We start from the raw sequence: 14,836 nt of genomic DNA on the forward strand, positions 1-14,836 counted from the left end.
TTGCGCCAAACCCAGCGCAAGGCGGCCCCTCGTCATTACATCAGGCTACAGGACAGCCGCCAGCGCGTCGATGTCCTCCTGCGTCGTGGCCCAGCTGGTGCAAAAGCGCACCACCGTGTGGGTATCGTCGTACTTTTCCCAGTACTCGATCGCCGCATGCTCGCGAATGCGGGCCATGTCCTCGTTGGGCAGAATCACAAACTGCTGGTTTGTGGGCGTCTCCAAAAAGAACTGGTAGCCGCGCTCGTGCAGCACACGACGCAGCGCCTGGGCCGTCTGAATCGCCTGTCGGCCAATCTCAAAATACAGGCCATCGGTAAAGAGCGCCTCAAACTGCACGCCCGTCAGGCGGCCCTTGGCCAACAGCGCGCCGTGCTGCTTAATACGCGGAATGGGATGCGCCGGAGCGTGCATGCCGCAGAACACCACAGCCTCGCCGCAAAGCGCGCCGCACTTGGTGCCGCCGATGTAGAACACGTCGCACAGCTGCGCCAGCTCGGGCAGGGTAATGTCGCACTCATCGGCCGCCAGTGCATAGGCCAGACGAGCACCGTCCACAAACAGCGGAATCTCGCGCTTCTGGCACACCGCGTGAATCGCCGCGAGCTCGGCCTTGGAGTACAGCGTGCCGTACTCGGTCGATAGACTCACGTACACGGCGCCCGGGAACACCGTGTGCTCGTAGCTCTCGTTTTCGTAGAACACCTGGATATAGTTCTCGAGATCCTCGGCGTGCATCTTGCCCTCGTAGCCGGGGATGGTGAGCACCTTGTGGCCGCCAAACTCGATGGCGCCCGCCTCGTGGCAAGCGACATGGCCGGTCTCGGCGGCAACGACGCCCTCGTAGGGCGCGAGCAGCATGTCAATCACCGTCGCGTTGGCCTGCGTGCCGCCCACCAGCAAGAACACGTCGGCATCGGGGGCCTGACAGGCCTCGCGAATCAGCTGCTTGGCACGCTCGGTGTGCGCATCGGTACCGTAGCCGGGCTGCGGCTCCATGTTGGTATCGACGAGCGCCTGCAGCACTGCCGGATGAGCACCGTGGGAATAGTCGTTGTTGAACGCGAGCATGGCAATCCTCTCTAGCCGGGCATGGGCCCGATGATTTAAACGCCGCTATTGTACGCCGCCCGGATAGGCAATGCGTGCGGCAAGGCACTCAAGTGCCAACACCAGGGCAAAGCCGCAGCTCACGTCAGTCAAAAAGTGTGCACCGATCACGATGCGGCCAAAGGCGACGAGCGCCGCGACCACGGCAGCGACCCAAAAGACCGCGCGGCGTCGCGACGGCTTTTCCTTAAAGGACGCCGCAGGAAGCCCGGCGAGCATAAGGCCGATCGCCGCGTGCGCCGTGTGTCCGCTCGCAAACGACTTAAAGCCGTCCTTGATTACGCCGGCCGCAATATAGCTCCACTTGTCGGGGTTGCCAATCACCCACCACGGCTGAAAATTGAGCCCCGGCGTGACCTCGATCACGCGCATGCGCGGGCGCGACCACAGCGGCTTGACAACCACGTTGAGGATGATGGCCTGAGCGACCCACACGGCCAGCACCATCAACGCCCAGCGTGTGAGCTCGTCGGGGTCGGTCGCGCGCGTGAGGCGATAGACGATAAGGTTGGCGACGATGACCAGCACAAACGTCAGCACCAACTGAGCCGCGATGAGTTTGCCGCCAACCCTCAGGGACGAAACGATCTCGTAGCCGGTCAGGCCCACGTTGACCAGAACGCCCAGCGCGGCAAGCCACTTGCTCGTCTTGGAATCGGGGCGTGCCGAACGCACGAGCATAACGCCCGCGACGCTCGCCGTCAGCTCAAACGGCAGCTCGCCAGCGGCCTCGATAAAGCGACCGTACATGCTGCCGATATTGAAGAGCGCGCTCGAGATCTGATAATCGAAGAAACTGCCCACGCCCAGACAAAGGCACAGGACAACCGCGATCATGGCGACATCTTTCTTGTAGATGTATCCGAACATGCTTTCCTTTCGGTCGGGTGAAGGGCGGTCAACCTGCAATGTGGGTGAGACGAAGATGGCTTTGTCCCGTAAACACCCTTACAGGTTGAGCATAAGTAAGCGAAAACGTTCCATTTGTGGCAAGGTGGCCCGAAAGAGGAGGGAAGCGTACTTGAGTACGCGACCGACGAGTGAGGGTCAGATTGCCCAAATGGGGCGTTTGCAGCGTCGACCCATTAGTCGTCATCGCTGGCGCCCAGCTGCTGCAGCAGCATGAGGGCGGCCGCCACGGGGCCGGTGCCGTCGTTGGCGTCGAGGCCTCGGCCCAGGCCGCTGCCCGCACCGGCGCCGGCCTTGTAGGGCACCGACAGCTTGCGGCTCTTGGGAAAGTTCACCGCACCGTAGCGGGTCTTAAGCTCAAAGGCCACCTTCTTGGGCACGTCGACGCCCAAAAACGTGATGCGTCCGCCGCTGAGCGTGACGCTCTCGAGCCCCAAGCGCTCGCCGCGGATACGGATACGCGCGCGGTTGAACAGATTGAGTCCCGCCAACGGCAGCTCGCCATGCGCGGCCTCGGTCTCTTCCTGCACCTCGTCGATGCTCTCCAGGTCCTCAGCCGCTGCGAGCTTGCGGTACACGAGCACGCGCTGGTCCACCGCCGGCAGGTACTCCTCGGACAAGAAGTAATCGGCCGGCAGATTAATACCCACGCTCGCCGCCTCCACGCCGGCGTCGTCATCGCCGCGCGCCTCGGCCACGGCCTGGCCCAACATCTGCGTAAACAGGTCAAAGCCCACGCTCGACAGGTTGCCGTGCTGCTCGGCGCCCATGAGCGAGCCGGCGCCGCGGATCTCCAGGTCGCGCATGGCGATGCGCATGCCGCTGCCCAGGTCCTGGAACTCGGACAGTGCAGTCAGGCGCGCCGTTGCCTCCTCGGTGAGCGGCAGCTCGCCGGGGAACATAAAGTACGCGTATGCCTGCGTGGCCGAGCGGCCCACGCGGCCCTTAAGCTGGTAGAGCTGTGCCAGACCCAAGCGCTGCGAGTCCTCGATGATGAGCGTGTTGGCGGTCGCGTTGTCGATGCCGCTCTCCACGATGGTCGTGGCGATGAGCACGTCGATCTTTTTGGTCGCGAACTCGATCATCACGTCCTCGACCTCGCGCGGGCTCATCTTGCCGTGCGCCACGCCCACGCGCGCCTCGGGCGCGGCCTCGTGCACGCGCGCCACGGCGTCGTCGATGGTCTTGACGCGGTTTGACACGTAGTACACCTGGCCGCCGCGGCCCACCTCCAGGCGAATCGCCGCGCTCACCACGTCGGGGTCGTACTCCCCCACGTGCACGATCACGGGACGACGCCCAGTCGGCGGCGTGGTGATCAGGCTCATGTCGCGCACGCCGCTCGTGGCCATCTGCATGGTACGCGGGATAGGCGTGGCCGAAAGCGTAAGCACGTCAATCTGCTCGCGCAGGTTCTTGAGCTGCTCCTTGTGCTGCACACCAAAGCGCTGTTCCTCGTCAATGATCACCAGGCCCAGGTTCTTGGGGTTCACATCGGCGGAAAGCAAACGATGCGTGCCGATAAGCACGTCGATCGTGCCCTCGGCAAATGCCTTGAGCGCGCGCTTTTGCTGCGCCGGCGTACGGAAGCGGCTGAGCACCTCGACCTCAAGGCCAAACGGGGCAAAGCGCTCAAAGAACGTCTCGTAGTGCTGCTGGGCCAGAATGGTCGTGGGGCAGAGCACCATGACCTGGCGGCCGGAGTCCACGCACTTAAACGCCGCGCGCAGGGCGACCTCGGTCTTGCCAAAGCCCACATCGCCGCACAGCAGGCGGTCCATGGGCTTGGGCGCCTCCATGTCGGCCTTAATGTCAGCGATGGCCTCCAGCTGGTCGCGCGTCTCGTCGTAAGGGAAGCTCTGCTCCATCTCAATCTGCTCGGGCGTATCGGGTGGGCAGGCGATACCGGTAATCGAAGAGCGGCGCGTATACAGATCGACCAGGTCAAACGCCAGCTTTTTGGCGTTCTTGCGCGCCTTATTGGTGGCACGCGTCCAGTCGGCGGTGTTGAGCCTGGTCAGGCGTGGCTTGTCACCGTCGGGGCCAACATAACGCGTAATGCGGTCGACCTGCTCCAGCGGCACGTAGAGCTTGTCGCCATCGGCGTATTCCAGCAAAAAGTAGTCGCGCTCCTTGCCGCCCACTTCCTGGCGCGCGATCTCGCTAAAGAGCGCGATGCCGTGAGTGGCGTGCACCACGTAGTCGCCCGGCTTAAACGGGAACGTGATCTGCGTAATGTCCACCTTGCGGCGGCTGCGCGCGCGGTTGGCATCCATGCGGGCGTTGAGGTCGGCAATCGAGAACACGGCCAGGTTGGCATCGGGCACCACCACGCCCTGCGGCAAGGCGGCATCGACAAAGGTCACGCGTCCGCGCGAGATGGTGGGCACGGCGGCACCGGCGGCAGCCTGGGCGGCACCTGCCTCGAGCGAGCGGGCGTTGAGCGCGTCGGCCTTGCGTTCGCGAATTGCAGCATGAGCATCCTGGCGGACAGCACGATCGGCAGAATCTGCCGCTGCCACGCGCACACGGTCGCCAATAGCGCCCGCGTTTTCGGGCGCGGCCGTCAGCGACTCCTCAAAAGTAATACCCTCATCGCCAAAGGTGAGCTCCATCGACTCGCGCGCACCGCGGTCGGGGATGGCAAACACGCAGGCATAGCGCTTGCCCACGACCTCCTGGATGCGCGTCATAAAGCGATTGTCCGAGCCCGCGATGGCCGGCTGCTCAATCTTGAGCTCTGCCGTCACCGCACCGCCGGCACGAATCAAGCTCACGTAGTTAAGGCGCTGCTGGGCACCAAAGTCGAGTTGCTGGGCACGCACGTACAGACCGTCCAGACGGTCGACCCCCGCCTCGCCGGCACGTGCCTCGATATCCTCGTAGGCGCGCAGGCAATCGTCGAACAGCGAGCGCGGCTCGGACAGCACCACGAGCGCCTTGCCGCTCACATGCGACAGCGGGCTCACGGTCTGGCCGTACATCACCGGCAAAAAGCGGTCGAGCTCGGGCGTGACGATGCGCGCATCCACCATCTCGAGCAGCGCCGCCAGTTTGCTGTCGTCCTGGCTGGCACGATAGAGCGCCACATGCATGTTGTGGACGGCGTCGTCGGTGAGTGCGAGCTCGCGACAGGGGAAGATCTCGATGCTGTCCTCGTTGCCGATGGTCTGGCCCGTGGAACTCACCATGCGGCGGATACGGTCGATCTCGTCGCCGAAAAACTCGATGCGCACGGGCGCCTTTTCCTGTGCGGGAAACACCTCGACGGTGTCACCGTGCACGCGGAACAGGCCGGGTGCATCGGCGGCGCCGGCATTGGTGTAGCCCATGCCCACCAGGCGCTGCGGCACCTCGTCAAAAGGGATCTCCTCGCCCACCGCAAAGGTCGTGGACTCCCAGTAGCGGCTCTCGACCGGCGGCACGCAGCGCAGCAGTGCGCGGGCCGAGGCGACCATAATGCAGTTGTCGCCGCGCACGATGCGTCCCAGGGCCTCGCAGCGCTGCGCCACCACGGCATCGTCGGGCGCCTGCTCGCGCCACGGATAGTCCTTGCGCTCGGGAAAGCGGCACACGCGCGCCAGCCCCACATAGGCGGCAAGGCTGCGCGCAGCGCGATCGGCCGCATCCTCGCCGCTCACGATGTAGACCGTCGGGCGCGGACGGCGCGCAAACTGGGCGGCCGCCATAAGCGTACGGCCCGACTGCGACACGGCCAGCGTCACGTCCTCGCCGGCATCGAGTCCGGCCTCGACGGCCTGCAAGGCCTCGGCAGTGTAGAGCTGCGCGGCTATACGGTGAATGAGCATGCTGTTCCTCCGGCATCGCAACGCCAAAAGCCCGCCGGGGCAAGCTCGGCGGGTCGTACGTCAAAGATCATTGTTTGTCATGGTAGCGCATGGAGAGGACTCCTGCTCGAGGGCAAACCCGGCCCTGCAAAAAACGCCAGACGAAGATGCATTCCGCCCTACCCCGCTACGCGCACGCTGGGGCACAAATCTGCCAGCGGACACTCGTCGCACTTGGGTTTACGGGCATCGCAGATCTCGCGACCGAAGGTGATCCACTGATGGTTGACCGACTCCCAATACTCGTGCGGCAAAATCTTGAGCAGATCCTGCTCGGTCTTGAGCGGCTCCTTGGCATGCGTCTTGGGACTCAGCATCAGGCGGTGCGCAATGCGGTTGACGTGCGTATCCACTGCGATGCCTTCCACGATGCCGTACCCCACGTTGAGTACGATGTTCGCCGTCTTGCGCCCCACGCCCGGCAGCTTGACGAGCTCCTTCATGTCGGCCGGTACCTCGCCGCCGTAATCGGCAACGATCATCTGCGCGGCCTCCACGGCGTGCTTGGCCTTACTCTTATAAAAGCCAAGCGACTTGATGGTATCGGCCACATCGGCCACGCTTGCCCCCGCCATAGCCTCGGGCGTGGGCCACTGGGAAAACAGCTTCGGCGTCACCTTGTTGACCTGCGCGTCGGTCGTCTGCGCTGAGAGCAGCACCGCGATGAGCAGCCTAAAGGGATTCTCGTGGTCCAAAAAACACTCGACCGGGCCATAGCGACGGTTGAGGCGCTCGCACACCTCAACGGCGCGCTCGCGTTTGGCAGCATTGGTCTCGCGTGGCATAACGACTCCTTGGCTCAACGGCACAACAAACCTATGGGCACAATTGTCCCACGTCCGAGACGCTTACGCCTCCAAGAATGCGCCGGTCTGACGGCTCCACAGGCTCGCGTACTCGCCACCCGCCTCGACAAGCTGCGTATGTGTGCCGTCCTCGACGATCTCACCATCGGCCAGCACCACAATGCGGTCGAGCGCCGCCACGGTGGACAGGCGGTGCGCCACCACAATGGAGGTACGTCCACGCATCAGGTTTTCGAGCGCCTCCTGCACCAGCGCTCGGACTCGCTGTCGAGGGCAGAGGTCGCCTCGTCGAGCACCAGAATCGGCGCGTCGGTGAGAATCGCGCGGGCGATAGCCACACGCTGACGCTGGCCGCCCGAGAGCTTGACGCCGCGCTCGCCCACCATGGTGTCAAAGCCACGGGGCAAGCGGTCGATAAACTCCAGGGCATTGGCCAGGCGCGCGGCCTCGCGGATCTGCGCGTCGGTGGCGTCAGGGCGGCCGTAGGCGATATTCTCGCGAATGGAGCGGTGGAACAGCAGCGCCTCCTGCGGCACGTAGGCAACCTGGCGGCGCAGGCTCTGCTGCGTGCAGCGCGAGACATCCTGACCGTCCACGAGCACGCGGCCGCCCTGAACATCGTCCAGGCGCAGCAGCAGCTTGGTGAGCGTCGTCTTACCCGAGCCCGATTTGCCCACCAGGCCCACGCGCTGACCCGCCGCCACATGGAGCGTCAAATCGTCGAACACGCTCTCGCCCGCCGCGGCATCACGGTATGCAAAGCTCAGGTGCTCAAAATCAATCGCACCCTCGCCCACCTTGAGCTCGGGGGCGTTCTCGTCGTCTGCCACCAGACGCGGCTCGTCCAACACGCGCGTCATCTCGGCCGCATCACCGAGCGCGCGGTTGATGCGCTGCATCATGGAACTCACGTAGTTCAGGCGCATGGTGAGGTTGTAGGTGTAGGTAAAGATCATGACGAGCGAGCCGGCCGAGATGCCAAACCACGCATTGCCACCCGCCACGAACACACTCACCACGGCCATGGTGATGACGATAAGGCCCGAGGTCGTAAAGTTGCGCTGCATCATGGCGTGCATCGAGACCGTCTCGGCATCGCGCGCGGCGCGGTCGGCGGCATCGAACAGATCGTGCTCAAAGTCCTCGCGCCCGCAGGTCTTGACGGCCAGGATGTTCGTGACCGCGTCGGAGAGCACGCCCGAGAGCTTGTTCTGCGCGGCGGACGTCGCGGCCGAAAGCGGCATGATGCGCTTGTACATAAGCCAGACAAACGCAATGTAGACGACCATGATGCACACCAGGATCACGGTAAATGTGGGCACCACCGGAGCGAGCGCCGCCACGGTGCAGATGACCGAGGTGATAGTGGGGATGAGCGAATACACCGTCACGTCCACCAGACCCGTGTAGCCGCTCATAAAACGGCTCGTCTGGCTCACGAGCGATCCGCCAAAGCGGCTGGTGTGGAATGTCATGGATTGATTGGAGAGCGTGTCAAAGCACAGGCGCGCCAGGTGATAGTTGCCCGCAATCTCGAGCTTGTAGACGGTGTAGTCCTGTAGCTTGGAGAGGATCTGACCCACCAGGTTAACGAGTACAAGCGCCAGGATATAGGGGCCGAAGACCTCGAATACTTGATCGCCCGCCACGGGGCCGGCCTGGACGCGGTCGACGATGAGGGCCATCACGTAGGTGTTGGCAAACGTGAGCAAAAAGATGTAGCCCGCCGACGAGAGCACCGAGAGAAAGACAATCAGCGGCTGCGTGCGCGTGACATCCCAAAAACGCTGCAGCGTGCGGCGCACGGTGGAACGCTTGAGCGGACTGGTGCTTCTCTGAGACATGGGCTTCCTTTCGCGTCTGACAGGGCGAAACGCCATTGTTGCACATTGGAGCACGCTTCAGACAAGTGCGATACGAAAAGCGGTGGGGCGCCCGCGTTTGCGCCGGTGCCCCACCGTCTTGTTGCAATTAGTCCTCGTCTTCTTGGTCTGTGGGAAGGTCCGCGGACTCCAAGCCCAAAATCTCGTCGGCCTCCCGCGCGTCTTCCAGCGCGTCGATGTCCTTGAGCTTGCGCTCCATGACGTTGGTGCGCGTGGTGATGATGCCCTCGACCGTTTTGCCCGCGGTCTCGATCTGCTGCTGGGCGCGGCGCAGCGCCGCCTGATAGCGCGGCAGCTCAGCCTTGACGGCGGAGAGCACGCGCAGTACGTCGTCGGTACGTTTTTGCAGCCTAAACGTCTGGTAGCTCATCTGCAGGCTGTTGAGAATGGCGGCCATGGTGCTGGGACCGGCTACGTTGACGTGATAGTCGCGGCCCAGGGTCTCGATAAGCCCGGGGCGGCTGACGACCTCGGCGTACAGTCCCTCAAACGGCACGAACATGATGCCAAAGTTGGTCGTTGTCGGCACACTCAGGTACTTTTCGCAGATGTCTTTAGCCTCGCGCTTGACCATGGTGTCGAGCGTCTTGCGCGCAGCCGCCACGGCCTCCGCATCGCCCGACTCCTGCGCGTCGAGCAGGTGCTCGTACGCGTCGCCCGGAAACTTGGAGTCGATCGGCAGCAGCACGGGATCGCCCTCGTCCACCGGCAGCTTGACGGCAAACTCAACGCGCTCCGAGGCGCCGGGCTTGGTGGCGACGTTTTCCAGATACTGGTCGGGTGTGAGGATGTCCGCCAGGATTGCACCCAGCTGCACCTCGCCCAAAATGCCACGCGCCTTGACGTTGCCCAGCACGCGCTTAAGGTCGCCCACGCCGGTGGCGATAGATTGCATATCGCCCAGACCCTTGTACACGGCCTCGAGCTGGTCGCTCACCTGCTTAAACGATGCCGACAGTCGGTCGTTGAGCGTGCGAGAGAGCTTCTCGTCCACCGTCGCACGCATCTGATCGAGCTGCACGTTGTTGTCTTTGCGGATGGCGCCCAGCTGGGCATCGACCGTCTCGCGCACCTTGTCCAGGCGATGCTCGATGCCCTCGCGGTTGGCGCCGAGCTGTTGGGCCGTCTCGCGGCGCAGGTCATCCATACGGTCGCCGGCCTGCGAGAACTCTCGCGCGATGGTCAGGTAGCGTTGCTGCTCCACGGCCGCATCGGTCGTCTGCTGCTGCGCGATGGCGTTTGCCGTGCGGCGGGTTTCTGTCAGCGCGACGTTGAGGGCATCGAGCGCGCTGTTGGCCTGCTCGAGTGCCGCGAGCGTTTCCGCTTCGTTGCCGCCACGCTCTCGCAACTCGGCACGAAGGCCCTTAAGCTGCAGGGCGCAGACCGCAGCAACTCCCACCGCCACCAAGGCAATCACAACAAGCGCAATATCAATAGCAGACATAGACTCCGCCCAACAAACCCAATCGATTATCAATCAAAACCGCGATCAATCTTACCCCGCCACACGCACCGGGCGCCCGGCCCCTTCTTGGGTGCTTCTCTCCTCCGCATATTCCATAATGCGACGCGCTGTCTTCCTGCTCACCTTCGAGTCATCACCGGCTAAGTATGCGTACACGTTTCCCTTATTCAGATTCAAATCGCGGCAGAGACCGTAGCGCGTTACACCCGATTCCTCCAATGCTTTAAGTGTTCTCTTTCTCATCAGGGCGTTCACCCTTCTGTCGGCCGCTGGCTTTTCTTTCACCCCTCTATACGCACGCCAAACGTTGGCGTAACGATTGGGGAGCTTATCCTCGGAGCATAGAGATGCCAGGCTACTCGCTTGGCCATACAGAGACAAAACACCTCGATAGCCCTCTTCCATCCACGAGCCCTCGGATAAACCCAGAACGTATTCGGCCTTACCCTGCGCCAAAGCGAGCAAAAACAGAGGCTCCGCCACACGCGGCTCAACCGTTGTTGCCTGCTTTACAAGCTTCCTAAAACTCAGCGACTGCTGTCCGGACAGCTCTCGGCAATAGCCTTTCAAAAATCCCTCAAAAGTCAGATTCAACCGAGCACCTCCTTTTTGTATTGCCTGTATGCACAGACCATCTCTTGATAACTCCGCTCTGAAGGCGACGAGGCCAACGCCTCTCCTTCATCGAATATAAGCCGCTCGAGCAGATCCCAATCAAGTCGGTCGATAAATGTTCGACTATGGAGGTCGACGATGTCGTTCGGACGATAGGCATAAAGCTTCATCACCGCCAGATCCTCCAAAGATGGCGTAAAGTACCTGATAAAATGCGCCCCGATCTCCAATGGGATCAGTCGATCTTCGTAATTGAATGGCATCTGGTTGCAATATGCCACTACCATGCCATTCACCTCGGGGTATCGAGCTATGATCTCGCGGAGGCACCTGTCTGCCTCAAACACATCAATGTCATGTGTAACCGACCGATTCGTCACATCGTTTAGCATGAAGGCGCTTCCTCCCACCAATACAACGCTCGGCCTATCGTCTCTTGGACCTATTTCCAGCTCCGCCTCTTCGTCAATATCCAAAAGAGTCTGCTCTAAATCCTGCTTATACATAGCAAATCCTATTATTATTCATCTTCAATAATACTATTCAGTCGCACGACAGGACCCACAGGATGCAAGAATCCTACTCGTGGCGAGAATCCCTACACCCTAGAAGTCCTAATGTGACAAACGCTAACTCTCCCAGCCGGCGCGGATGGTTGTTATGACGTCACCTAAGCGCTGGCCTAGGGCCGCTAGATGCTGGAGCACCTCGTTGGGCGATGCGCCGTTGAGGATGCACGTGAGGGCATACGACGCCAGAAAGATGGCCGCAAGCCCCAGCGGGATGAGCACGATCATCGCCAAGGTGCGCAGGCGCTGGCCCACGCGGCGACGACGCGCACGACGCTTGTCGAACGCGAGCTCCTGCGCATATGAATCTTGCTGTACGGAATAGGCCTCTGGTGCCGATTCACACCCGGGCACAGCTGCAGGTACAGCAGCGGGCACGACATTTTGCGCAAAGGGCTGGACTGCCGCCCCTTGCATTTGCATCTCCATGAGTCGTTGCTGCTGACGCAGCATGCGCTCAGCTTGTTGCTGCGGAGTCTCAAGAAACAAATCCATGCTGGCCTCCAAAATCGGAGCATTCGACGCTTACGCCCAGCATCCCGCACCGCCATGACCGCGACAACGCAATCCGTAGCAATAGCCGCAAAGTTTCTTGTTGACAAAAGCTGTCGAAAACCTCAACAACTCCCCTACCAGCACTTTCTCTGAGCTTTTTTATCGAATGGTCTTTTGCCCTTCCGCCAACCCGCCAACTAACCAAAATCTAACCAAAAGCTTGACGAAAATTGTGGAGACCGAGACCCCACACAAAACGTGCCGCCCCAAAAAGGGGCGGCACACAATCTTTAATATCAGCTTTTCAGTAACGAGCACGCGACGACCCGAAGCCGGAGCGCAGGGCGGGGGAAACACCTTTGCCTCGCGCGACCCTGCGGAGCCGTGAGCGAGAGGGAAAGGTGTTTCCCCCGCCCTGCGCTCCGCAACAGCCAGCGCCACGCGCTAGTAGTTCACCACCTGCTCCTCAAAGTACGCCTTCGGGTGGTTGCACACCGGGCACACCTCGGGCGCCTCGGCACCAACGTGCAGGTGCCCGCAGTTCAGGCACTTCCACACCTTTACGCCCTCACGCTCAAACACCTCGCCCGACTCGATGCGCTCGACGAGCTTGTTGTAGCGCTCCTCGTGGGCCTTCTCGACGGCGGCGACACCACGGAACTTTGCGGCAATCTCGGCAAAGCCCTCTTCCTCGGCGGTCTTGGCAAACTCGTCGTACATCGTGGTCCACTCGTAGTTCTCACCCGCGGCGGCATCGCGCAGATTGTCCAGGGTATCGGGGACGGCGCCATCGTGCAGATACTTAAACCACAGTTTGGCGTGCTCGGACTCGTTGCCAGCCGTCTCGGCAAAGATGTTCGAGATCTGAACGTAGCCGTCCTTCTTGGCCTTGGAGGCATAGTAGCGATACTTGGTGTGTGCCTGGGACTCACCGGCAAAAGCGGTCTCAAGGTTCTTCTTGGTTTGGGAGTTCTCAAAATCCATAGGTGTACTTCCCTTCAACGCATGCCGCCCGTAGGCTCCGAGCGGCCTCGTCTTTAGGATGCCCCTCAAGCCGAGAATTTAAACCTTACAATCCCGTTCTTCAGATTTGAGCGGGCTACACACTCAACCAACGATCGTCCTCGGCTCGGCAAAAGCCCTCACGCTCCAGGTCGGCCAGAATGCCCGCGACAAGCTCGCGCTCGACCGGCCCGCGCCCAGCCGCCGCTTCCATATCGTTAACGCCCACCACGGCATCAGCAAGCGTAATCCCCGCCGGTTGGCCATCGCGCGCTGCCAGCAACATGCGCACGATATGCGCGCGCTTTTGGCGACGTGAGCCCTCAAACTTTGATTGACGGCTATAGCCCGCCGAGCGCCTGGACGGATTGGGCAACGTCTTTTTTAGATATGCGCCGTAATCCAGCAACGCGTAATACCACGCGCGCGGCGTGTCGGCATCATCGAGCGGCACGGCAAAGGGAGCGATCTCGTCGGTCGCCGCACCGGGGACCGCCGGACAGGCCGCCTGAATCAGCGGCACCAGCTCGCGGTCGGGAACAGCCGGTACATCGGGAAAGAAGTGATGCAGAAAGACCGTGCGCACGTTGGTCTCCAGATACACGCCTGGAAGGTCAAACGCAAACGACCGGATACCTTGCGCCGTTGCCGGGCCAATACCAGGCAGAGCGACCAGGTCACGCGTCTCACGCGGAAACTCACCGTCCCAGTCCTCCACAACGCGCTGAGCGGCCTTGTGGAGCGCCAGAGCGCGTCGGTTGTAGCCCATGCCCTGCCAAGCGTCCAAAACATCGGAAGGCGCGGCTTGGGCAAGCGCCTGCACGGTCGGAAAGCGATCGAGCCACGCCGGCATACGCGTCTCCACGCGTGGCACCTGTGTTTGCTGCAACATGACCTCGGAAAGCCAAATGATGTACGGATCGCGCGTGCGGCGCCACGGAAGGTCGCGATAACGCAGGACCCCTTCCGAACGAATCATCGAACGAAAGGGGTCCTGAATCATATCTATGCTCCTTATGCGGCGCTATTCCTCCCGGCATGTATACGCACAGGTGGCGTACTCGGGAAACGCTTCGCGGTCGGCGAACTTGGGATCGACGGCCGGGAACTGGCGGTGAGCGACGATGTCGCCGAGCGAAACGGAATCGAGGTAGTCGCGCATCAATGCTTGAGCTCCGGCCCACAGGGGATGATAGCAGCACGTGCCCATGCGCGCACAGTCACCATCGGGCGCGGTGCAATCATTCATAACCATAGGGCCTTGAACGGCCTCGACGACCTGGCGGATAGTGACGTCGTCCGGACTGACCTTGAGACGCATGCCACCGTGGACGCCACGCAGGCTCTCCACAATACCGGCCTGGACCAAACCGTGCTGAATCGAGCGGGCAAACGAATACGGAACATTGACCTCTTCGGCAGCGGTGCGAACAGAAAGCAAACGCTCCGGATCCTCGGCAAGCATCGCCAACATACGAAGGGCGTAATCAGTCTTCCTCGATATGTCCATTTTTCCCCTTTCAAGGAATACGAACAGCTCGAACGAGCTCCGGGGCCGAGCTTGTGTCGAGACGCTAAATGACCGCAGGACATCCAAATGGTAAATCGGATATCCACTGAGTGCCGCGCTTGGAGCGAAATGCATCAGATGCGGCGCACAGTGGAATTTAGTATAACCTAACCCCCTGTCTCGTTGAACAGGTGTTGCGCAACAAAGCTGTTGTTCAGACAGATATACTTATTAGATTTTACTTGCGTTCCCGAAGGCGCGGGGATTCTGGGCGAAGATGCACCAGGGCGATCGTTCTATCGAAACAAAGTGCATCAAACGCAAAAAGCCACGTCCGAAGACGTGGCTTTAATTGCGTTGGCGGGAAGTACGGGGCTCGAACCCGCGACCTCCGACGTGACAGGCCGGCGCTCTAACCAAACTGAGCTAACTCCCCAGGCAGGCGTTCGCGTTTGTTTCCGCTCGCGTGCGCTGCGGGGATTAGTATACACAGAAGTCTGTCCGGCGCGCAACAACTTTTTTGAAAAAATTTTTCGGTCCCTCCGGGAGGGTCTCCGGTGCTGGGGGCGGGGGTTAAGTTTGCTGCTCTACAGTCCTGCGCAAGACGGAAAGCACATTAAGTGC

General features: G+C 61.5%; 11 protein-coding genes, 1 tRNA gene and 1 pseudogene. All 13 read right to left on the minus strand.

Going from position 1 to position 14,836, the window contains the following annotated elements; genetic code table 11:
• Positions 1–45: 45 nt before the first annotated feature.
• The gene (locus DW112_RS04480) at positions 46–1,071 is read right to left on the minus strand and encodes a low specificity L-threonine aldolase (protein WP_089573229.1); all 1,026 of its coding nucleotides are present in this window, start codon (positions 1,069–1,071) and stop codon (positions 46–48) included.
• A gap of 45 nt (positions 1,072–1,116) precedes the next feature.
• Entirely contained in the window at positions 1,117–1,980 is an 864-nt protein-coding gene (locus DW112_RS04485; RefSeq protein ID WP_118328426.1) for a phosphatase PAP2 family protein, read from the minus strand.
• Between the two features lie 215 nt (positions 1,981–2,195).
• On the minus strand, positions 2,196–5,828 hold the full coding sequence (mfd, locus tag DW112_RS04490) for a transcription-repair coupling factor (RefSeq protein ID WP_117797242.1): 3,633 nt from the start codon (positions 5,826–5,828) through the stop codon (positions 2,196–2,198).
• 158 nt (positions 5,829–5,986) lie between these two features.
• Positions 5,987–6,652, minus strand: a complete 666-nt coding sequence (gene nth, locus DW112_RS04495; protein ID WP_117736876.1) for an endonuclease III — start codon at positions 6,650–6,652, stop codon at positions 5,987–5,989.
• Positions 6,653–6,715: 63 nt separating this feature from the next.
• Positions 6,716–8,517, minus strand: a pseudogene (locus tag DW112_RS04500) (ABC transporter ATP-binding protein).
• A 127-nt stretch (positions 8,518–8,644) separates the two neighbouring features.
• On the minus strand, positions 8,645–10,000 hold the full coding sequence (gene rmuC, locus DW112_RS04505; RefSeq protein WP_118328427.1) for a DNA recombination protein RmuC: 1,356 nt from the start codon (positions 9,998–10,000) through the stop codon (positions 8,645–8,647).
• Positions 10,001–10,051: 51 nt separating this feature from the next.
• On the minus strand, positions 10,052–10,615 hold the full coding sequence (locus tag DW112_RS04510; RefSeq protein ID WP_117629046.1) for a transcriptional regulator: 564 nt from the start codon (positions 10,613–10,615) through the stop codon (positions 10,052–10,054).
• Positions 10,612–11,142, minus strand: coding sequence for a DUF6036 family nucleotidyltransferase (locus DW112_RS04515; RefSeq protein ID WP_117736879.1), 531 nt, complete (start codon positions 11,140–11,142; stop codon positions 10,612–10,614). The genes DW112_RS04510 and DW112_RS04515 overlap by 4 nt, the downstream gene beginning before the upstream one ends.
• Before the next feature lie 123 nt (positions 11,143–11,265).
• Complete coding sequence (locus DW112_RS04520; protein WP_117564953.1) at positions 11,266–11,700, minus strand: hypothetical protein; 435 nt, start codon at positions 11,698–11,700, stop codon at positions 11,266–11,268.
• 444 nt (positions 11,701–12,144) lie between these two features.
• A complete protein-coding gene (gene rbr, locus DW112_RS04525; RefSeq protein ID WP_055252097.1) occupies positions 12,145–12,684 on the minus strand; it encodes a rubrerythrin in 540 nt (179 codons plus the stop codon).
• 115 nt (positions 12,685–12,799) lie between these two features.
• Positions 12,800–13,705 carry an adenine glycosylase gene (locus DW112_RS04530; protein ID WP_117790289.1) on the minus strand — a complete coding sequence of 302 codons (906 nt, stop codon included), beginning with the start codon at positions 13,703–13,705 and terminating at the stop codon, positions 12,800–12,802.
• A gap of 21 nt (positions 13,706–13,726) precedes the next feature.
• Positions 13,727–14,212: an Rrf2 family transcriptional regulator gene (locus tag DW112_RS04535; protein ID WP_117564951.1), complete on the minus strand. Its 486-nt coding sequence runs from the start codon at positions 14,210–14,212 to the stop codon at positions 13,727–13,729.
• Positions 14,213–14,570: 358 nt separating this feature from the next.
• Positions 14,571–14,648, minus strand: a tRNA-Asp gene (locus DW112_RS04540).
• Positions 14,649–14,836: the final 188 nt, after the last annotated feature.

Origin of the sequence: Collinsella sp. AM09-41 (assembly GCF_003473245.1) — a bacterium.
In the GTDB taxonomy this organism is placed as follows: domain Bacteria; phylum Actinomycetota; class Coriobacteriia; order Coriobacteriales; family Coriobacteriaceae; genus Collinsella.